Below are 19,588 nucleotides of genomic sequence, written 5' to 3'. Positions count from 1 at the left end.
GAATGCGTCGCGGACTCGCGGGGACTCAAAATTTCAGCATTAGTCCAGTATATCACCCGGCAACACGTTCACCTCATCCAACCAGCGAGAAAGCGCGATCCCGCAAGGGTATTCACGCTTTGCTGAGGTTATCGATGAAGCGCGCGATGACGATAAAGAAAACCGGTACGAAGAAGATCGCGAGAAGCGTACCGCTAATCATTCCGCCAAATACGCCGGTACCGATGGCATGCTGCGTACTGTCGCTCGCACCATTGGCCAGCATCAACGGAACAACCCCTAAGGTGAAGGCTAACGACGTCATCAGAATGGGGCGCAGACGCTGGCTGGCAGCATGAATGGTTGCAGCCAGCAGGGGCTGCCCCTGTCGATGGAGCTGCCTGGCAAATTCAACAATCAGAATGGCGTTCTTGGCCGACAGGCCGATAAGCGTAATCAGGCCGACCTTGAAGAAAACGTCATTCGTCATGCCGGTAACGGACACCGCTATCACCGCGCCGATAAGACCCAGCGGAACAACCGGCATGACCGCAAAAGGAATAGACCAGCTCTCATACAGGGCGGCCAGCACCATAAACACGACCAGTATCGACAGGACGATAAGGCCCGGAAGCTGAGATTCCGATTTTCTCTCCTGCAATGAACTCCCGGCCCACTCGCCAGCCATGCCCTGAGGCAGACTCCTGGACACGTTCTCCATAACCTTCATTGCGGTGCCGCTGGACTCTCCCGGCGCCGCATTTCCGGTAATGCGAATAGCCGAATATCCCTGATAACGCGTCAACTGCTGCGGCGCAACGTTCCAGGAAAGCGTGGCAAACGTCGATACCGGCACCATCTGTCCCATCCGGTTTTTCACTGATAATGTCAGTATCTGCTCTGGCTGCATTCGGTGGGGCGCATCGGCCTGAATAATCACCTGCTGAACGCGGCCGTTATTCGTATAGTCATTGACGTAATTTGAGCCCAGGGTGACGGAGAGCGTTTGGTTGATTTCATCGAATGAGACGCCCATCGCTTCCGCCTTTTCTCTATCAACCTGGAGCGCAAGGCTTGTTCCTTCCGGAAGTCCGTCTATATAGACATCACTGAGTTCAGGGCGTTGGTTGGCTTGCAGGACCAGTGCGTCGGCAGCGCGCTTTAACGCCTCGTAGCCTAGTCCCGCTCTGTCCTGCACGTACCAGGTGAAGCCCGAGGAGGTGCCCATATCCGAAATGGCCGGCGGGAGCAGGCTCATCGTGACGGCATCAGGGACGTTTGCCATACTGGCCTGTATCCAGTCGGCTTCCCCCTGGGCCGTCGAGCCCTGCCGATCTTTCCAGTCCTTCAGCGTGGTGAAGGCCATAGCCGAATTTGGTCCTGAACCTGAAAATCCAAACCCCAGGATCATAATGTTGCTTTCAATATCCGGTCGGGCCGCAATTTCCTCTTCAAATTTTTTAACCACGTCGAGGGTACGCTGCATTGTGGCATCAGAAGGCAGTTGGATTGAGGACATAAAGTAGCCCTGATCTTCATCCGGCAGAAAGGACGACGGTAACGAAGACAATCCCAAAAACAGCGCAGCACAAAGCGCAGCGTACAGGAGCAGCATACGCCCGGTTCGCTTCAGAACGGCACCCAGCCCGGCTTCGTAACAGGCGGTGAGCGAACGAAAGCGCGCGTTAAACCCGACTGCGAACCTTCCACCTCCGCTCTTTTCTGCCTTATGCGGCTTGAGTAACGTTGCGCACAGGGCAGGCGTCAGCGTCAGGGCAAGAAACGCGGACAGCAGTATGGAGACTGCCATGGAAATACAAAATTGTCGGTAGATAATCCCGACGGATCCTTCGGCAAACCCCATGGGGATAAAGACGGCGGTTAGTACCAGCGTGATGCCTATAATCGCCGGGGTGATTTCCTGCATGGCTTGCCGCGTGGCGTCACGCGGGGACAGGCTTTTTTCCTCCATCAGTCGTTCAACGTTCTCCACAACCACGATGGCATCATCAACGATAATTCCTATCGCCAGGACCATGCCGAACATCGTCAGAATATTGATGGAGTAGCCGCTCAATAGCATCACCGTGAAGGTGCCAAGAAGTGCGACGGGCGCAACAATCGCCGGGATAAGCGTACAGCGTATCTTGTGCAGAAACAGCAGCATAACCAGGAAGACCAGGACCATCGCCTCTACAAATGTCTGAACAACCTTCATGATAGAAAGTTTCACAAACGGCGCGGTATCGAAGGGAACCGTAAACACCATTCCTTCGGGTAACACCCGGGAAAGCTCGTCGATGCGCGCCCGTACGCCGGAAGCTGTACTCATTGCATTCGCGCCAGGCGAGAGCTGGATTGCCGCCGCCGTTGCGGGCACGCCATTTTCACGAATACCAAAGGCGTAGCTTTGCAGGCCAGATTCAATCCGCGCAATGTCGGACAATTTCAGGCGGGCGCCGGATGCGTCAGATTTCAGGGTGATATTTCTGAACGCCTCTACCGAGGAGAGTTGTCCCTTCACGGTGATGGGATACGTCACCCCTTGTCCTGCAGATGCGGGCTCATCTCCCGTTTTACCAGGCGAAACAAGGGCATTTTGCTGGCCAACAGCGGTAAGAACATCACTCACCGAAAGCCCGTAGCTGTGGAGCTTCATGGGATCCAACCAGATGCGCAGCGCTTTTTCGCCGCCAAACAGCTGAACTTTCCCTACGCCGGGCACGCGACGAAGCTCGTCACTGACATTTCTGGCAAAGTAGTCGCTTAAATCGGCTTCCTCAAATTGACCCGTCGCGGACTTCAGCCCCACCATCATTAAAAACCCAGAGTTAACGGCCTCAACGTTAATGCCGTTTTGCCTTACCGCCTGAGGTAGACGAGGCTCGACGATCTTAATCTGATTCTGCAGATCCATCTGCGCCAGCTTGATGTCCGTGCCCGGTTTAAACGTAACGGTAATCGATGCTGAACCGGTTGTGTCACTGGATGATTCAAAGTAGAGCAAATTATCTACGCCAGAGATTTCGCGCTCAATTAACGATACCACCGACGTGTTCATGACATCGGGGCTGGCCCCCGGGTAACTGACGGAAATAATGATTCCAGGGGGCGCCACCGCCGGATACTGCGCAACCGGCAAACGGGGAATAGACAGGAGTCCTGCCAGAACGATAAAAAGCGCCACTACCCAGGCGAAAACGGGGCGTTCAATAAAAAAATGCGGCATTAAATTAACGTCCCGTTACGTGAATTTCATCATCAGTGGATACGCGCTTACCGATATCCCTGAGCTGCGAAAATTTCTCAAGAAGTTGCGGTGCATCATCGAGGCTCGTCGCGAACATCCACATGTAGGTCATCACCGAATAAATATGTCCGGCGGTGATGCCGGTTGAGCGCGTCATCCAGACGATGGTCAGCGTAAAAAGCGCGGCAACAAGCACGCCAACCCACAAATAACCCCACGCCTCGCGGTCAGATAATGCGATACGTAAACGCGCCAGCGTGGAGTAATGTCGGTGAAGCGTGGCCGTGCCCGCCTTATGAACATAATCCACTTCTTTTTCCAGCCGATTATTCAGGCGCATGAACAGCCATTCATTTTTACGGGCGTATCCTGAAACAAATCCGAGCAGGATAAATACAATCGCAAAGCACATGACGCCGGCCCAAAATTCAATAAACATCAACATGATTGCGGCACCAAAAAGTGAGCTCAGCGAAGTAATAAGCAGGGGAAGGTGCATTTCAAAGAAATCTACATATTCGCGTGAGAGCGTTACCCTGGCGGCGATCGCCGAATGGTTAAGCTGATATTTGCGCTGTGCCAGGACGACGGAAACCGCGAGTCCGGCATAAATGCGTGCAAACGTGCGCGTGTCTACGCTCCGTCTGGCTGCACCGATGAACCACATGCAAAGTACCATCAGGCCATACAGCGCGGCGTTAAGCGTTTCACCGGCGAGGATGGCATTTATCGCGATGCCAGCCAGTACGGGATAAAGTAAAAACGTCACGTTTTCGGCCACCACCAGGAAAAAAGTGACAACCAGTTTTTTCCGGTGCCGTATTGCGAGTTTTTTTAGCGAGTGCATTACTCCGGCAGGTTCAGAAGAACGAAGATTATTACGGTTCATCATTATGGGTAATTTTTATCAGGTTTTTTCAGTGAGTTATTTTTGTGCAAAATAGCGTGAGGGAGAGTCTACCGCGCATCTGTTTAGCGGAAATGGGCGGTTTGTGGAGGTTGTGTGGAGCAACGGCTCAAATCATTCTTATAATAAGGTACAGCGGGGCTCCACCAAAAAAAATGATCAAATAACACTCGTAGTAAAAGATCAGATCCTCGATATCAGGTATCACGTTTAACAGCACGGTGAACGTAATAATGAGATAAACAAAAATCACCATCAACCAGAAGGCGACGACGAGTAGCTCAGTCAACGCGCCAGCTTTATTCTGGATTATCAGAGAGACAACCGACAATGCGATGCAGCCATAGATGATGGGTGAAGAGAGTAGCGTTGAGGCGACTTTTTCATCCATTTTGTGTACCAGCACCAGCCAGGTATAAAGTAATCCCCAGGACAGCAGCAGGAACAGGGAATATATGCCCAGCTTTTTGGGAGAGAAATATTTAGAAAGTTCCATGTTCATTATTTGAGTCAACTTCATAAAGTCATTAAGTAACAGGATTAATTTGCAACGCCCAATGTAAAAAGAGTTTTGTCTCAATAACGATTGTGTACGGGCATTGTCGAGTCTTTATTGACGAAATGTGTAGGCTGTATGGAGAATTAACCGGGCAGGTAAATCAGCCGGGAATTTTTCGTGACTACGGCACTTTCTCCCGGCGGCTGTGTCTTATTGTGCTAAAGAGATCTGATAGCGAGCTCAAAGGGTTTTCACCCACGGAGATAAAATGTACAAAAATACGCTGATCCTAGGGAAGGTGCGAACAAGTTCCTGATATGAGATCATCATATTCATCCGGAGCGCATCCCAGAGGGACATCATGAGCCATCAACTCACCTTCGCCGATAGTGAATTCAGCACTAAGCGCCGTCAGACCCGAAAAGAGATTTTCCTCTCCCGCATGGAGCAGATTCTGCCATGGCAGAATATGACCGCTGTCATCGAGCCGTTTTATCCCAAGGCGGGCAATGGCCGACGGCCCTATCCGCTGGAGACCATGCTGCGTATTCACTGCATGCAGCATTGGTACAACCTGAGCGACGGTGCCATGGAAGATGCCCTGTACGAAATCGCCTCCATGCGCCTGTTTGCCCGATTATCCCTGGATAGCGCCCTGCCGGATCGCACCACCATCATGAATTTCCGCCACCTGCTCGAGCAGCATCAACTGGCCCGTCAATTGTTCAAGACCATCAATCGCTGGCTGGCCGAAGCAGGCGTCATGATGACCCAAGGCACTTTGGTGGATGCCACCATCATTGAGGCACCCAGCTCTACCAAGAACAAAGAGCAGCAACGCGATCCGGAGATGCATCAGACCAAGAAAGGCAATCAGTGGCACTTTGGCATGAAGGCCCACATTGGTGTCGATGCCAAGAGTGGCCTGACCCACAGCCTGGTCACCACCGCGGCCAACGAGCATGACCTCAATCAGCTGGGTAATCTGCTTCATGGAGAGGAGCAATTTGTCTCAGCCGATGCCGGCTACCAGGGAGCGCCACAGCGCGAGGAGCTGGCCGAGGTGGATGTGGACTGGCTGATCGCCGAGCGTCCCGGCAAGGTAAAAACCTTGAAGCAGCATCCGCGCAAGAACAAAACGGCCATCAACATCGAATACATGAAAGCCAGCATCCGTGCCAGGGTGGAGCACCCGTTTCGCATCATCAAGCGGCAGTTCGGCTTCGTGAAAGCCAGATACAAGGGGCTGCTGAAAAACGATAACCAACTGGCGATGTTATTCACCCTGGCCAACCTGTTTCGGGTGGACCAAATGATACGTCAGTGGGAGAGATCTCAGTAAAAACCGGAAATAACGCCAGAAATGGTGGAAAAAATAGCCTAAATAGGCTGATTCGATGTGTTTGCGGGAAAAAAATCGGCCCAGATCCGCGAAATTTTAATCAGCGAGTCAGCTTGGGAAGAAATGACCTGCTTATTCGCACCTTCCCTAGTTGTTGAAGATGAAGACGAAATCGCCGATATACTGATGAGCTACTTAGAGCGTTCGGGAATGAAAACGCTCCGAGCCCGGCAGGGCGAGCAGGCCATAGCGCTCAATCGCCTCCATAAACCTGATCTCATATTGCTGGACATTCACCTGCCCGTATGTGACGGCTGGAGTGTACTCACCACGATTCGTCAGGAAAGTGTTGTCCCCGTCATTATGGTTTCCGCTCTCGATCAGGATGTCGATAAGCTCATGGGGCTGAGGCTGGGCGCGGATGATTACGTGATCAAACCCTTCAACCCTTCTGAAGTTGTCGCACGGGTTGAGGCGGTGCTGCGCAGGACAAAACCCGCGCTTCAGCAGACGGGTTCCCAGCCGCTCAGAACGCCATTTATTACGGTCTATCCGGATGACTTCTACGTGGAAGTCACCGTGGAGGCAGAGGTTGTCTCCCCGGTATTAACGACGACCGAATTTAAATTGCTCACATACCTGGTGAGATACCCGCGAAAGGTCTGCTCCCGCGAAGAGCTACTCAACACATGTCTGCCGGAAGGGGATACGCTCGACAGAACGGTCGACAGCCATATGAGCAAGTTGCGTAAAAAACTGGAGCTTGCTGGCCTTTACGGTGTTCCAGAGAGCATCAGAGGCATGGGTTACCGGCTTGGGGAAAAGAAATGAACAAAGAGTCTGTTCTGAGTCGTCAGATCTTAACGTATATGCTGTTGTTGACGTTTACGATCATTGCCATCGCCGTACTCGGCTCCTGGTTTTTTTACTCCTTTATTCTGGAACACCTCCCGGGCGGCGCTGCTGCGGGCGATGACGAGCAGATGACGATGTGGGACTGGGTATGGATTGGGACCGCGACAACGATCAGTCTGATTATTGCACTCTTTTTCACGATCAAACTTTCATCGCGGATCCTCACCCCGCTAAACGCGGTAGCGTCCAGCCTGAAAAAGATTTCTCAGGGCATTCTGCGCCAGTTCCCGGCTGGGTGAGATCAATCACCTGGTGACGGATTTCAATGAAATGGCGGAAAAATTACAGACGCTGGATATTCAGAGGAAATCCTGGAATGCCGCTATTGCGCATGAGCTGAGAACCCCAGTCACGATCTTACGCGGACGGCTTCAGGGGTTGGTTGACGGCGTTTTTACCCCGGACCCGGTGCTGTTTAATAATCTTCTCAAACAGACGGAAGGGTTAACCCGCCTGATTGAAGATCTCCGGGTTATCAGTTCGGATGGCGGGGCGGGTTACACGTTATGCCAGTCCAGAACGGATCTCAAAGGGACAATACAGAATGCACTCGATACGTTCATGCCCGAGTTCAGCCGTAAGGCGTTTACCGTCAATACAGACCTGAGGGATCAGCAATGCGTATTCGATCCATTACGCATCAATCAGTGTCTGACCGTTTTATTTGATAATGCCTTACACTATTCAACCTCGCGCACGCTCATCGTGAAAAATGGCGTTTCTGATAAAGGCAATTATATCCTTATTCAGGACGGGGGACCGGGCATCCCCGGAGAGTTTCATGATTTCCTGTTTCAGCCCTTTCAGCGCGATAATGGCGCCAGACATGTGAACCCGGAAGGCTGTGGTTTGGGCTTGTCGGTGGTAAAAGCCATCATGCTGGCTCATGGTGGCGATGTTACCTATACCTTATCGACGCAAAACCACTCGATATTTAAACTCACCTGGCCCGACTCGTGAGCTTCAGCGGCAGGTCAAATGTGCCTGCCGGCGATAAATGCCATATTTTTCCTAACTTAGCATCCCATTCCTGCGGGGTAATCGTCAGTTTACCGCGTCTCGGGCTTAAGGTTATCTCGCTGAAATAGATTTCGTCTCTTTTTAACATAAGGTCCACACGGCAGTAGTCAATGCCATGCGCCAGCTCCTGGGAGGCCAACAAAGCCTGTCGGAACAAGAGCGGTTCGCCTGGCCCTACTGAAGTATTCGGATATTCCATCCGGAAGGGTTGTAAGTTCCAGTGCCTGTCATAAACGTTGATAAACCCCTTGCCGTTATCATCCGTAAAATCCGCTTCTACATAGTGAGCAACACCATGAAAGCAATGGATCCTCAGCATTTCGGGCGTTGTGTTCCTGTCAGCATCGTCGAAGAGATCGACAAACGGCTCGCAAAGTATACTCGGCGTAATGTTTTTGTACTGCCATTCGCGCGTGGTGTAGTAAAGATTTTTCTTTAACGCGAGGCTCAGCTTTTTACACGCTTCTCTTTCATTAAATTGCGATTTGTTTGTACATATTATTGTGCTGCCGCTGTCATGATTGCACTTAAGGACGAATTTGTCAGGAAGAACTGAAAAATCAATCTGCGACGGCCTCGTATAAACGCCGATTAATGGCACTGTTTTCACGCGCGTTGTTCTGGAGGAAACGTACGCCCGAACGGCGAGTTTATCGGCAAGCATCGTGTAGAAGTTATTATGGTCATAGACCAGACGATGGCATATTTTTTCACTCAACGTTGTGGGTGAGTTAATGTCAGGGTTTTTCCCGGATACTCTTTTAAGCCTCATGGTATGAAAGTGCAGGTCCGTCATTAAAAATGAACGGCATTTTCTGATGAGATACTCTGTGTATTTTAGAACGTAAGTGACAGTGTTCATTTCTTCTCCCCCGTATTGTCCGGATATTCTGGAGAAGAACTGTTGATTGATATTGCTTAAAATATGGAGCAGGGGTGGAGACGAAAAATTAAAGGATTAAATAGCGTACGCAGGCTATTTAATCCTTAATTTAGGGGGGATTTGTGTTTACCGTCGCGCTTAGCGGTCCTTTCTCCACGCATCAGCCGTCAACGCTTCACCGAAATGACCGGCAATCAGCCGTTTTGTCAGCTCATGAAGCGGAGAGGCCATCACATCCGCCGTGCTGCCGCGCTCGACAACTTCGCCCTGGTGCATGACCATCACCTGGTCGCTGATGTGTTTCATCATCCCCAGATGTTGGGTGACGTAGATATAAGAGATACCCTGTTTTTCCTGCAATTCCAGCATCAGGTTAATTAACTGCGAACGCATCGACATATCCAGCGAGGCAAGCGCTTCGTCGGCGATGATCACTTTCGGGCGCAAAATCAACGCGCGCGCCAGGCCCAGACGCTGTTTCTGACCCGGGGCTAACATATGCGGGTAATAGCTTTCGTGATCGGGCAACAACCCAACCATACGCAGGGTTTCAAAGATACGCTTACGGCGCGCCTCAGGCTCCAGGTCGGTGTTCAGACGCAGCGGAAAATCCAGAATTTGCGAAATGCGCTGACGTGGATTGAGCGAGGTTGACGGATCCTGGAAAATCATACGGATGCGCTGGCTACGGAAAGAGTAATCACCGAATTCCAGGGGATGATCGTCAATCAACACTTCGCCTGCCGTCGGTTCAACCATGCCGGCGAGCATTTTCGCCAGGGTGGATTTCCCGGAACCGTTCTCGCCGATGATCGCCAGGGTCTGTTTTTCACGCAGCGTAAAGCTCAGCGGTTTCACCGCGTCGACGGTTTGACGATGAAACAGCCCCGTACGGTAGCGAAAGGTCTTACTCAGGTTGCGAACTTCCAGCAAAGTTTCGACCATTTCACTCTCTCTCCATGTTCAGTGGGAAATGACAGGCGTAAAGATGATTTTTGGCCCCGGTCAGGCGTGGTGTCTCGATACATTTACGCTGAGCATACGGGCAGCGCGGGCCGAGACGACAGCCTATCGGCAAGGACTCCAGCAGTGGAATGGCTCCTGGCAACGTATTCAGGCGACTCTTATGCGGCATGGCGCTGCCAAAATCCGGAATGGCACGGATCAGCGCCTGCGTGTATGGATGATGCGGCGCGTTGATTAAATCTTCACTGGGCGCTGTTTCGACCGTTTGCCCGCAGTACATGACATCAATTTTGTCGGCCCATTTGCTAAGCATCTGCAGGTCATGGCTGATCAGCAAAATGGTGGTGTTGTTATTCTGGTTGAGACGCGACAGCAGGCGGAAAATTTGCGCCTGCGTGGTCGGTTCCATCGCGTTTGTCGGCTCGTCGGCAATCAGCAAACGCGGTTGATTAGCCAGCGCGATGGCAATCATCACTTTCTGACACTCGCCGTCGGTCAGCTCATACGGGAAGCTGCGCATGGCATCTTTATGATCTTTGATCCCGACGCGGTGCAGCAGCTCAATGGCACGACGTTTCCGCCAGCCAATGCGCTGCCACCAGCGGCCTTTATAGGTCCAGCCTGGTATGTTCTGCATCAGCTGTTTGCCCACGCGCTCGGACGGGTCGAGACAGGATTGTGGCTCCTGGAAAATCATTGAGACGTTATGGCCCACCAGCTTACGACGCTCGCGGTGGGAGAGGCGCAGCAGGTCAATATCATCGAACCGCATACGGTCAGCGGTCACGCGCCAGTTATCTTTTGCCACACCGCAGATGGCTTTAGCGATCAGGCTCTTGCCCGAACCGGATTCTCCCACCAGCCCGCGAATTTCACCCTCAGCGAGCGTGATACTGATGCGATCGACTGCTTTAACCCAGCCTTCACCGGTTTTGAACTCGATAGTGAGGTTGCGAATATCAAGAAGCGGCATTATTGCACCCCCGCGTTAATTGCACGGCGAATACCGTCGCCCAGCAGGTTGATAAGCAGCACGCTCACCATGATGGCCGCACCTGGCAACATAACCACCCACGGCGCCACGTAGATGAGCTCCAGGGCATCGCCGAGCATTGCACCCCATTCAGGTGACGGCAGCTGTGCGCCGAGGTCGAGGAAACCGAGCGCCGCGATGTCCAGAATCGCCATCGACAGGGCGCGGGTGATCTCGGTGACCAGCCCGGAAGCGATGTTCGGCAGAACGGCGAACCACAGAATATTGAACGTTGTTGCCCCGTCCAGACGGGCAGCGACGACATACTCTTTTTCCAGCTCATCATGCACCATGCTGTAAACCGAGCGAACGATGCGGGGTAAAATTGCCAGCCAGACGGCGAACATGGCATGCGACAGATGCGGACCCGCAAACGCGACGACAATGATTGCCAGCAGCAGAGACGGAATTGAGAGCAGCGTGTCCAGAATGTGGTTCAACACCGCCGAACGCAGGCCATGGGTGGAACCTGCAAAAATGCCGAGCGCCAGACCACAGATCGTTGCCGCAAGGGTCACCACAAATGCACCCCCCACCGTTGGCGCAGCACCGCTCAACAGGCGGCTCAAGACGTCACGACCCAGGTCGTCAGTACCCAGGAAGAAAGAGACCTCACCGTAGCGTGACCAGGAAGGCGGCAGCAGCTGATAGCCAAGGAACTGTTGGTCAATGCCATACGGCGCAAACCACGAGCCAAAGACGCAAAGCAAGACCAGACCGGCACAGCCATACAGGCCGATCATTGCCGTGGTGTCACCATAGAATTTACGCCACACGGTACGCAGCACACCGGGCGTGCGCTTTTCACTGTATACGTTATCGTAAGGCATACCATTCCTTATGCTTCAATGGGTTAGCCATCGCACCCAAAATATCGGAGATCACGTTAACAATAATCACCAGCGAGCCAATCACCATGACACCTGCGGAAATAGCCGCATAGTCCTGCTGGCGGATGGCGTTTATCAGCCAGCGTCCGAGCCCCGGCCAGCTAAAGACCATCTCGGTGATCATTGCCAGCGTTAACATGGTGGAGAACTGTAGCCCCAGACGTGGGATCACCGGCGGCAGCGCATTGTGTAGCACATGACGGCGCAAAATGGTCAGACGTGATAATCCACGCGTGGCGGCGGCTTTGACATAGTTTTGATCAAACACCTCGATGGTGCTCAGACGCATCAGACGGATCACTTCGGTCGTTGGGGCAACCGCCAGCGTTAGCACCGGCAATACCATATGGCGCAGCGCGCTGACGATCATCTCATGACGCCACACCGAATCAGAGAGCCATGCGTCTATGATTGCAAAACCGGTCACCGATTTAACGGTATAGAGCAGGTCAAAACGACCGGAGACCGGGAGCCAGCCCATGGTCAGTGAGAAGAAAAGCGTCAGCAGCAGCGCCAGCCAGAAGACAGGGATCGAGAAGCCGAGCAGGGCGAGAGCGCTGATAAACTTATCCTGCCATTTGTTGCGATAAATTCCGGCCAGCATGCCCACGGGAATGCCGACCATCAAAGCAAAGCCGAAGGCCAGAATGCACAACTCCATCGTGGCCGGAAAAACCTCTTTTAGCTGATCGGAGATCAACTGCCCGTTAATGCTGGAGACGCCAAAATCCCAGTGCAGTAGACCGTTAAACCAGAAGATCCAGGCATCCCACAGCGATGACCCCTGAAGTGGGGCATGCGGCGTGAAATAGCTCAGGCTGAAGCCGACGAAATTCAGGAAAAAGAGCGTCACCAGCAACAGAAGAAGCCGACGTAAGGTAAAAATAATCATGGTTTTTTCACCTCTTGTTCTTTTTCGCGCGACACTCCGGCGAACGAGGCGTTGCCAAACGGGCTCAACACCAGACCTTTAATATCATAACGATAGGCCTGAAGGCGCAGGGAAGAGGCCAGCGGCAGTACGGGCAACTCCTGGGCAAGGATCTTCTGTGCTTCGTCATAGGCGTCGATACGTGAGGCCAGCTGCTGGGAAGCCAGTGCTTTTTGCAGCACAGCGTCAAACTCCCGGTTACACCAGTGGGCATAGTTGGTCTGCGAGTTGATCGCCGCACAGCTCAGAAGCGGCCGGAAGAAGCTGTCCGGATCGTTACTGTCGGTCGCCCAGCCGGTCAGGGTTAAATCATGGTTCATGTCCATCAGGCGTGCCTCCTGGAAACGACCCTCAACCGGTACGATGATCACTTTCACGCCCACCTGCGCCATATCGGCCTGCAGCAGTTCGGCGGTTTTCAGTGGACTTGGGTTCCATGCCTGGGAGCTGGTGGGCACCCAAAGTTGCAGGGTCAGGTTTTCCGCGCCCAGCGCTTTCAGTTGTTCACGCGCTTTTGCCGGATTGTACTCCGTAATTTTAGCTTCACCGTCATAGGCCCATGAGGCGCGCGGTAAAATTGAGGCGGCGGTTTCCGCCGTGCCGTAGTAGATCGACTGCATCAGGCGCTGATTGTTGATCGCCAGCGCAAGGGCATGGCGGACGGCAGGATTATTTAACGGTGGTTTGTCGGTATTAAACGCCAGATAGGCAATATTCATACCCGGGCGCAACGTCAGGCGCAGGCGCGGATCGTCGCGCAAAATGGTGAGTTGGCTGGCAGCAGGCCAGGCGAGCACGTCGCACTCCCCGGTCAGCAGTTTTGACAGTCGTCCCGTCCCGCCAGAACCGAGATCGACCACGACCTGCGGCATCAGCGGTGTGCCGCGCCAGAAATGCTCGTGACGTTGCAGGCGAATATATTGACCCGCGCGGTATTCGGCGAGCTGGAACGGACCGGTGCCGACAGGTTGACGATCGAGCAGCTCCTGATGGTCCGATTTAGTCAGATTCGCCGCGTATTCAGCAGACATGACTGACGCATAATGGGTTGCCAGGTGCCAGAGGAAGGAGGCATCCGGGCGCGTCAGCGTAAATTCAACGGTTCGGTTATCCAGCTTGCGCACGCTTTTAACCGTGTCGGCAAACTGCAGGCTGTCGAAATAGGGGAAGTTGCTGCCGTTTACATTATGCCACGGGTGGTTGCGGTTAAAGATTCGCTGGAAGGTAAAGACCACATCATCCGCATTCAGCTTGCGCGTTGGGGTAAACCACGGCGTTTTTTGAAAGGCGACATCATCACGCAGATGAAAACGGTAGGTGGCGCCGTTATCAAGCACTTCCCAGCTTTCCGCAAGCTCAGGCACCAGACGATAAGTGTAAGGATCGACATCCAGCAGACGATCGTAAAGTTGTGCGGCAAGCGTATCGACAATCAGGCCGCTGCCCGCCTTTTGCGGGTTGAAAGTATCCACCTGACCGCTTACGCAATAGACGAAGCCGCTGTCACGAATATCAGGCTGCGCAACGTGCTCGGGCGCAGCAAAGGCCAGGCTGCTGAAGAGACCGAGTGCAAAAAAGGACGATAAAACCAGACGCATAATTTTTAAGGTTTTTAGGTTCGATCTGCAAAGTGTATCGCACTTACGCCTGCTTCGTAAAAATGTCTGCGGGTAAGTGCTGATATTGTCAGCGCATTTGATGCTTTTTGAGCAATGCCCTTAATTGATGGTAGGTCAGACCCAGGAGTTCAGCCGCGCGTTTCTGGTTATATTTCGCCGTCTTCAGACTTTGCTCAAGCAACTGCTGCTCCTGATGATGCTGAAACTGACGCAAATCAAGAGGAAGAGTGGGGGACTCGCTCGCTAACGACGGTGCGGAAGCCGGCTGCATGGTGCGCTGGAAAGGATCGATAATGATGTTATCCAGCTCCGTCTCACTGCTGCCGTGGCGATAAACCGAGCGCTCCACGACGTTCTTCAGCTCACGAATATTGCCCGGCCAGCGGTAAGCAAGGAGTGTTTCCTGAGCAGATTCGCTGAAACCTGGAAACAGCGGCAGGCCGAGCTCCCGGCACATCTGAATAGCAAACTGCTCTGCCAGCAGCATGATGTCGCTTTTGCGCTCGCGCAGCGGTGGAAGCTGAACGACGTCAAAAGCCAGGCGATCAAGCAGATCGGCACGGAATTTTTCCTCCGCCACCATTTCCGGCAGGTTGGCGTTAGTGGCGCACACCAGGCGCACATTGACCTGCAGCGGCTGGCTGCCGCCTACGCGTTCCAGCTCGCCGTACTCAATCACGCGCAGCAGTTTTTCCTGCACCAGCATGGGGGCGGTGGCCAGTTCATCAAGAAAGAGTGTGCCGCCATCGGCGCGTTCAAAACGCCCCGGATGGCGTTTTTGAGCGCCGGTAAACGCGCCCGCTTCATGGCCGAAAAGCTCGGTGTCGAGCAGGTTTTCATTCAGCGCCGCACAGTTGAGGGAAATGAAGGGGCCATCCCAGCGCCCGGATAGATAATGCAGGCGGTTGGCGATCAGTTCCTTACCCGTACCGCGCTCACCAATGATGAGCACCGGTTTATTCAGCGGCGCGAGGCGAGAGACCTGTTCCAGCACTTCCAGAAAACTGTTTGCTTCACCGAGTAGATTGTCTTTGTATCCAGGCATGATGAAATTAACCACTCCTTAGCGATATTCACCAGGTAAGCATAGTTATCCGTTGCGTTAAAATCAATCAGATCAAGTAAAATCAATAAGATAAAAAACTGGCATGGTATTTGTATTATCTGTTCAGCAGGGCATTGCCCGATAACAGAACTATGAGGACTAGATTATGGGTATTTTTTCTCGTTTTGCCGACATCGTGAACGCCAACATCAACTCACTGCTTGAGAAAGCGGAAGATCCGCAGAAGCTGGTACGTCTGATGATTCAGGAGATGGAAGACACGCTGGTTGAAGTGCGTTCTACCTCCGCCCGTGCGCTGGCTGAGAAGAAACAGTTAACGCGTCGTATTGAACAGGCTACCGCTCAGCTGAACGAATGGCAGGAAAAAGCCGAGCTCGCGCTGCGTAAAGATAAAGAAGATCTGGCCCGTGCAGCGTTGATTGAAAAACAGAAGCTGGCGGACATGATTGCAGCGCTTGAGCATGAAGTGACGCTGGTTGATGACACCCTCAACCGCATGAAGAAAGAGATTGGTGAGCTTGAAAACAAACTGAGCGAAACCCGTGCGCGTCAACAGGCACTGGCTCTGCGCCACCAGGCGGCAAGCTCTTCACGAGACGTTCGCCGTCAGCTGGACAGCGGTAAACTGGATGAAGCGATGGCGCGTTTTGAATCGTTTGAACGTCGTATCGATCAAATGGAAGCGGAAGCCGAAAGCCATAGCATCGGTAAGCAGAAGTCGTTGGATCAACAGTTCGCTGACCTGAAAGCCGACGATGAAATCAGCGAGCAGCTGGCGGCACTGAAAGCCAAAATGAAGCAAGATAACCAATAATAATTTATGCGGCACCTGAGCGTGCCGCCATGCATCGTAAGACAAGGAGTACACATGAGCGCGCTTTTTCTGGCCATACCTCTGACTATTTTCGTGCTGTTCGTTTTGCCGATTTGGTTATGGCTGCACTACAGCAATCGTTCTTCACGGGGCGAGCTTTCCCAGAATGAACAACAGCGTCTGGTACAGCTATCGGAACAGGCGAATAAAATGCGCGAACGCATTCAGGCACTGGAAGATATCCTGGATGCCGAGCATCCAAACTGGAGGGATCGTTAATGTCTGGACTGAATCTGAACAAAAAACTGTGGCGAATTCCGCAGCAGGGTATGGTGCGCGGCGTCTGCGCCGGGCTGGCCCATTATCTTGATGTTCCAGTGAAACTGGTCCGTGTCGTCACGGTTTTGTCTATTTTCTTCGGCCTCGCGTTTATCACCCTGGTGGCGTACATCATTCTGTCATTTGTACTCGAACCGATGCCGGAAGGTGAACTGGCTGCGGAAGGTGCGCCAACCAGCAGCGATCTCCTGAATGCAGTGGACGATCAACTGGCCGCAGGTGAAAAGCGGTTGCGGGAAATGGAGCGCTATGTCACCTCGGATACCTTTACGCTGCGCAGTCGTTTTCGTCAGCTTTAAGAGAGAGCCTACATGAAGCAAAACTGGCAACAGGCCGGTCAGAAGGTCAAACCCGGCCTGAAAATCGCAGGTAAACTGGTCCTGCTGACGGCGTTACGTTACGGCCCGGCGGGTGTGGCGGGGTGGGCAATCAAATCTGTTGCCCGTAAGCCCGTCAGATTGTTGCTGGCCGTGGCGCTGGAGCCACTGCTGCAGAAACTGGCCGGACGTCTCGCAGGAAAATTTAAATAATAGTGGTATGGCATGCGTATCAGCGTGCCGTTTCACTGTACGGTTTTATTCCTTTCATGTAGCCCCCATGTCATATTTTTAAAAAGAGATACTCCTTCAGGCAAAAAGGACGGCGATGAAGCGACTTAAGAACGAATTCAATTCACTGGTGAACCGCGGTGTTGACCGTCATTTGCGTCTGGCGGTGACAGGTTTGAGCCGCAGTGGTAAGACGGCATTTATCACCGCGATGGTGAATCAGCTTCTTAACCTGCACGCCGGGGCACGCTTGCCTTTGCTTAGCGCCGTGCGGGAAGAGCGTCTGCTGGGCGTTAAGCGCGTACCTCAGCGCGATTTTGGCATTCCACGATTTACGTATGATGAAGGGCTGGCACAGCTTTATGGCGACCCACCCACGTGGCCGACGCCAACCCGAGGGGTAAGTGAAATTCGTCTTGCGTTACGCTTTCGTTCCAATGAATCCCTGATGCGCCACTTCAAAGATACCTCAACACTGTATCTTGAAATCGTCGATTATCCTGGCGAATGGCTGCTCGATTTACCCATGCTGGCGCAGGATTATCTTAGCTGGTCCCGTCAGATGACGAGTTTGTTACAGGGTCACCGCGCGGAGTGGTCAGCAAAATGGCGGCAATTGTGCGAAGGCTTAGATCCGCTCGCGCCTGCTGATGAAAACCGTCTGGCGGCTATCGCGGAAGCCTGGACGGCGTATCTGCATCAGTGCAAACAGGAAGGCCTGCATTTTATCCAGCCGGGGCGTTTTGTCCTGCCGGGCGATTTAGCCGGAGCGCCCGCACTGCAGTTCTTCCCGTGGCCGGACGTGGATGGCACCGGAGAGTCAAAACTGGCTCAGGCCGACAAGCACACGAATGCCGGGATGCTGCGCGAGCGTTACAATTACTACTGTGAAAAGGTGGTCAAAGGTTTCTACAAAAACCACTTTTTACGTTTTGATCGTCAGATAGTGCTGGTGGATTGTCTTCAGCCGCTTAACAGCGGGCCACAGGCTTTCAACGATATGCGCCTCGCGCTGACACAGCTGATGCAGAGTTTTCACTATGGTCAGCGGACGTTATTTCGCCGCCTGTTCTCGCCGGTGATCGACAAGCTGCTGTTTGCGGCCACCAAAGCCGATCATGTTACGGTCGATCAACACGCCAATATGGTGTCGCTGCTGCAACAACTGGTCCAGGATGCCTGGCAAAATGCCGCTTTCGAAGGGATCAGCATGGATTGCCTTGGGCTGGCGTCCGTGCAGGCGACGCAAAGTGGGCTGATAGACCTTAACGGCGAAAAAATACCGGCATTGCGCGGGAACCGTCTCAGCGACGGCGAGCCACTTACCGTTTATCCGGGTGAAGTGCCCGCGCGGCTTCCAGGCCAGGCGTTCTGGCAGAGCCAGGGCTTCCAGTTTGAAGCCTTCCGACCCCAGGCCATGAGCGTCGATCAACCGTTACCGCACATTCGTCTGGATGCGGCACTGGAGTTTTTGATTGGAGATAAATTGCGATGACGGAACCGTTAAAACCACGCATAGACTTTACCGGAACGCTTGAGCAAAAGAATCAGGAAGCGTTTAAAACGGCACAAACGTTCAGTGGTGCGCAGGCTGAAAACTTTGCCCCGGCGCTGACGGAGGAGCCTGATGTAGAGGAAGGCCAGGCGGAAGCTGTCGTTGAGGCTGCTTTACGCCCGAAACGCAGCCTGTGGCGTAAGATGGTCACCGCCGGTCTGGCGCTGTTTGGAGTAAGTGTGGTTGGGCAGGGCGTACAATGGACGATGAATGCCTGGCAAACCCAGGACTGGGTTGCGCTCGGCGGGTGTGCTGCGGGTGCCCTGATTGTGGGGGCGGGTATTGGGTCGGTTGTAACGGAGTGGCGTCGCCTCTGGCGTCTGCGGCAGCGCGCGCATGAGCGCGATGAAGCGCGGGATCTGCTTCACAGTCACGCTACCGGAAAAGGTCGCGCATTTTGTGAAAAGCTCGCCAGTCAGGCTGGAATTGATCAATCGCATCCGGCACTTCAGCGCTGGTATGCCGCCATCCATGAAACCCAGAATGACCGCGAAGTGGTCACGCTCTATTCTCATATGGTCCAGCCGGTGCTGGACGCCCAGGCGCGGCGCGAGATTAGCCGCTCTGCGGCGGAATCCACGTTGATGATTGCCGTCAGCCCGCTGGCGCTGGTCGATATGGCATTTATCGCCTGGCGTAACTTACGCCTGATTAACCGTATCGCGAATCTTTACGGCATCGAGTTGGGTTATTACAGCCGGCTCAGACTGTTTAAACTGGTTTTGCTCAATATCGCCTTTGCCGGTGCGAGTGAGCTGGTGCGCGAAGTGGGAATGGACTGGATGTCGCAGGATCTGGCGGCACGGCTCTCAGCCCGTGCTGCTCAGGGTATTGGGGCGGGTTTATTGACGGCGCGTTTAGGCATTAAAGCGATGGAAGTCTGTCGTCCGCTTCCCTGGATTGATGACGACAAGCCGCGGCTGGGGGATTTCAGGCGCGAGTTGATCGGTCAGCTCAAAGAAACGCTCAATAAAAAACCTGCCCCGTGAGGTTTTGTTCACTAATCGTGCTGGCTGTCAATATTTGTTGACA

Annotated in this window: 18 protein-coding genes and 1 pseudogene; 9 read left to right on the top strand and 10 right to left on the bottom strand. The window is 53.3% G+C overall.

Annotation, left to right across the window (positions count from 1 at the left end):
• Window positions 1-112: 112 nt before the first annotated feature.
• The 3 genes from ACLHV8_RS11560 to ACLHV8_RS11550 all read right to left on the bottom strand — a co-directional run bounded on the left by ACLHV8_RS11560 (window position 113) and on the right by ACLHV8_RS11550 (window position 4,638).
• Window positions 113-3,208 (bottom strand): multidrug efflux RND transporter permease subunit, encoded by a 3,096-nt coding sequence (locus ACLHV8_RS11560; RefSeq protein WP_208595091.1) that lies wholly within the window; start codon window positions 3,206-3,208, stop codon window positions 113-115.
• A gap of 4 nt (window positions 3,209-3,212) precedes the next feature.
• The gene (locus ACLHV8_RS11555) at window positions 3,213-4,121 is read right to left on the bottom strand and encodes an ABC transporter six-transmembrane domain-containing protein (RefSeq protein ID WP_065422670.1); all 909 of its coding nucleotides are present in this window, start codon (window positions 4,119-4,121) and stop codon (window positions 3,213-3,215) included.
• A gap of 124 nt (window positions 4,122-4,245) precedes the next feature.
• The gene (locus tag ACLHV8_RS11550) at window positions 4,246-4,638 is read right to left on the bottom strand and encodes a transporter (RefSeq protein WP_374936333.1); all 393 of its coding nucleotides are present in this window, start codon (window positions 4,636-4,638) and stop codon (window positions 4,246-4,248) included.
• A 358-nt stretch (window positions 4,639-4,996) separates the two neighbouring features.
• Here ACLHV8_RS11550 and ACLHV8_RS11545 point away from each other — a divergent pair, with 358 nt between their 5' ends.
• From ACLHV8_RS11545 to ACLHV8_RS11535, 3 genes and pseudogenes are all read left to right on the top strand, one after another.
• A complete protein-coding gene (locus ACLHV8_RS11545) occupies window positions 4,997-5,977 on the top strand; it encodes an IS5-like element ISKpn26 family transposase (protein ID WP_000019445.1) in 981 nt (326 codons plus the stop codon).
• Between the two features lie 123 nt (window positions 5,978-6,100).
• Window positions 6,101-6,808, top strand: coding sequence for a response regulator (locus ACLHV8_RS11540; RefSeq protein ID WP_410376888.1), 708 nt, complete (start codon window positions 6,101-6,103; stop codon window positions 6,806-6,808).
• Window positions 6,805-7,852: pseudogene (locus ACLHV8_RS11535) on the top strand (ATP-binding protein). The gene ACLHV8_RS11540 and the pseudogene ACLHV8_RS11535 overlap by 4 nt, the downstream one beginning before the upstream one ends.
• Here the strand turns inward: ACLHV8_RS11535 and ACLHV8_RS11530 are convergent.
• From ACLHV8_RS11530 to pspF, 7 genes are all read right to left on the bottom strand, one after another.
• Complete coding sequence (locus tag ACLHV8_RS11530; RefSeq protein ID WP_208595290.1) at window positions 7,833-8,774, bottom strand: ATP-grasp fold amidoligase family protein; 942 nt, start codon at window positions 8,772-8,774, stop codon at window positions 7,833-7,835. The pseudogene ACLHV8_RS11535 and the gene ACLHV8_RS11530 overlap by 20 nt on opposite strands.
• 159 nt (window positions 8,775-8,933) lie before the next feature.
• Window positions 8,934-9,740 (bottom strand): putrescine export ABC transporter ATP-binding protein SapF, encoded by an 807-nt coding sequence (gene sapF, locus ACLHV8_RS11525; protein ID WP_028018817.1) that lies wholly within the window; start codon window positions 9,738-9,740, stop codon window positions 8,934-8,936.
• A gap of 1 nt (window position 9,741) precedes the next feature.
• Window positions 9,742-10,734, bottom strand: coding sequence for a putrescine export ABC transporter ATP-binding protein SapD (sapD, locus tag ACLHV8_RS11520; RefSeq protein WP_028018818.1), 993 nt, complete (start codon window positions 10,732-10,734; stop codon window positions 9,742-9,744).
• Complete coding sequence (gene sapC / locus ACLHV8_RS11515) at window positions 10,734-11,624, bottom strand: putrescine export ABC transporter permease SapC (protein WP_114977056.1); 891 nt, start codon at window positions 11,622-11,624, stop codon at window positions 10,734-10,736. Before sapC ends, sapD begins: the two co-directional genes overlap by 1 nt.
• A complete protein-coding gene (gene sapB, locus ACLHV8_RS11510) occupies window positions 11,611-12,576 on the bottom strand; it encodes a putrescine export ABC transporter permease SapB (RefSeq protein ID WP_028018820.1) in 966 nt (321 codons plus the stop codon). Before sapB ends, sapC begins: the two co-directional genes overlap by 14 nt.
• Window positions 12,573-14,213: an ABC transporter substrate-binding protein SapA gene (gene sapA / locus ACLHV8_RS11505; protein WP_028018821.1), complete on the bottom strand. Its 1,641-nt coding sequence runs from the start codon at window positions 14,211-14,213 to the stop codon at window positions 12,573-12,575. Before sapA ends, sapB begins: the two co-directional genes overlap by 4 nt.
• A gap of 88 nt (window positions 14,214-14,301) precedes the next feature.
• Complete coding sequence (pspF, locus tag ACLHV8_RS11500; RefSeq protein ID WP_128347594.1) at window positions 14,302-15,279, bottom strand: phage shock protein operon transcriptional activator; 978 nt, start codon at window positions 15,277-15,279, stop codon at window positions 14,302-14,304.
• Between the two features lie 166 nt (window positions 15,280-15,445).
• Here pspF and pspA point away from each other — a divergent pair, with 166 nt between their 5' ends.
• From pspA to ACLHV8_RS11470, 6 genes are all read left to right on the top strand, one after another.
• Complete coding sequence (gene pspA, locus ACLHV8_RS11495; protein ID WP_028018823.1) at window positions 15,446-16,114, top strand: phage shock protein PspA; 669 nt, start codon at window positions 15,446-15,448, stop codon at window positions 16,112-16,114.
• Between the two features lie 54 nt (window positions 16,115-16,168).
• Window positions 16,169-16,393: an envelope stress response membrane protein PspB gene (gene pspB, locus ACLHV8_RS11490; RefSeq protein ID WP_028018824.1), complete on the top strand. Its 225-nt coding sequence runs from the start codon at window positions 16,169-16,171 to the stop codon at window positions 16,391-16,393.
• Entirely contained in the window at window positions 16,393-16,752 is a 360-nt protein-coding gene (gene pspC, locus ACLHV8_RS11485; RefSeq protein WP_208595291.1) for an envelope stress response membrane protein PspC, read from the top strand. The genes pspB and pspC overlap by 1 nt, the downstream gene beginning before the upstream one ends.
• Before the next feature lie 12 nt (window positions 16,753-16,764).
• Window positions 16,765-16,983: a phage shock protein PspD gene (gene pspD / locus ACLHV8_RS11480; RefSeq protein ID WP_028018826.1), complete on the top strand. Its 219-nt coding sequence runs from the start codon at window positions 16,765-16,767 to the stop codon at window positions 16,981-16,983.
• A 115-nt stretch (window positions 16,984-17,098) separates the two neighbouring features.
• Entirely contained in the window at window positions 17,099-18,496 is a 1,398-nt protein-coding gene (locus tag ACLHV8_RS11475; protein WP_028018827.1) for a YcjX family protein, read from the top strand.
• The gene (locus ACLHV8_RS11470) at window positions 18,493-19,545 is read left to right on the top strand and encodes a YcjF family protein (protein WP_028018828.1); all 1,053 of its coding nucleotides are present in this window, start codon (window positions 18,493-18,495) and stop codon (window positions 19,543-19,545) included. Before ACLHV8_RS11475 ends, ACLHV8_RS11470 begins: the two co-directional genes overlap by 4 nt.
• Window positions 19,546-19,588 lie beyond the last annotated feature (43 nt).

The sequence above is a fragment of the Enterobacter sp. CPE_E863 genome (assembly GCF_046521465.1).
GTDB classification, from domain to species: Bacteria; Pseudomonadota; Gammaproteobacteria; order Enterobacterales; family Enterobacteriaceae; genus Enterobacter; species Enterobacter adelaidei.
This window is presented reverse-complemented; position numbering and strand designations above follow the sequence as displayed.

Excerpts from the sequence above, each read along its gene's own strand:
- pspC (WP_208595291.1), top strand. The coding sequence starts at position 16,393 with ATGTCTGGACTGAATCTGAACAAAAAACTGTGGCGAATTCCGCAGCAG.
- ACLHV8_RS11475 (WP_028018827.1), top strand. The coding sequence starts at position 17,099 with ATGAAGCGACTTAAGAACGAATTCAATTCACTGGTGAACCGCGGTGTT.
- ACLHV8_RS11560 (WP_208595091.1), bottom strand. The coding sequence starts at position 3,208 with ATGCCGCATTTTTTTATTGAACGCCCCGTTTTCGCCTGGGTAGTGGCG.
- pspF (WP_128347594.1), bottom strand. The coding sequence starts at position 15,279 with ATGCCTGGATACAAAGACAATCTACTCGGTGAAGCAAACAGTTTTCTG.
- sapD (WP_028018818.1), bottom strand. The coding sequence starts at position 10,734 with ATGCCGCTTCTTGATATTCGCAACCTCACTATCGAGTTCAAAACCGGT.
- pspA (WP_028018823.1), top strand. The coding sequence starts at position 15,446 with ATGGGTATTTTTTCTCGTTTTGCCGACATCGTGAACGCCAACATCAAC.
- ACLHV8_RS11555 (WP_065422670.1), bottom strand. The coding sequence starts at position 4,121 with ATGATGAACCGTAATAATCTTCGTTCTTCTGAACCTGCCGGAGTAATG.
- ACLHV8_RS11550 (WP_374936333.1), bottom strand. The coding sequence starts at position 4,638 with ATGAACATGGAACTTTCTAAATATTTCTCTCCCAAAAAGCTGGGCATA.
- sapA (WP_028018821.1), bottom strand. The coding sequence starts at position 14,213 with ATGCGTCTGGTTTTATCGTCCTTTTTTGCACTCGGTCTCTTCAGCAGC.
- ACLHV8_RS11530 (WP_208595290.1), bottom strand. The coding sequence starts at position 8,774 with ATGAACACTGTCACTTACGTTCTAAAATACACAGAGTATCTCATCAGA.
- sapC (WP_114977056.1), bottom strand. The coding sequence starts at position 11,624 with ATGCCTTACGATAACGTATACAGTGAAAAGCGCACGCCCGGTGTGCTG.
- pspD (WP_028018826.1), top strand. The coding sequence starts at position 16,765 with ATGAAGCAAAACTGGCAACAGGCCGGTCAGAAGGTCAAACCCGGCCTG.
- sapF (WP_028018817.1), bottom strand. The coding sequence starts at position 9,740 with ATGGTCGAAACTTTGCTGGAAGTTCGCAACCTGAGTAAGACCTTTCGC.
- ACLHV8_RS11540 (WP_410376888.1), top strand. The coding sequence starts at position 6,101 with ATGACCTGCTTATTCGCACCTTCCCTAGTTGTTGAAGATGAAGACGAA.
- ACLHV8_RS11545 (WP_000019445.1), top strand. The coding sequence starts at position 4,997 with ATGAGCCATCAACTCACCTTCGCCGATAGTGAATTCAGCACTAAGCGC.
- ACLHV8_RS11470 (WP_028018828.1), top strand. The coding sequence starts at position 18,493 with ATGACGGAACCGTTAAAACCACGCATAGACTTTACCGGAACGCTTGAG.
- sapB (WP_028018820.1), bottom strand. The coding sequence starts at position 12,576 with ATGATTATTTTTACCTTACGTCGGCTTCTTCTGTTGCTGGTGACGCTC.
- pspB (WP_028018824.1), top strand. The coding sequence starts at position 16,169 with ATGAGCGCGCTTTTTCTGGCCATACCTCTGACTATTTTCGTGCTGTTC.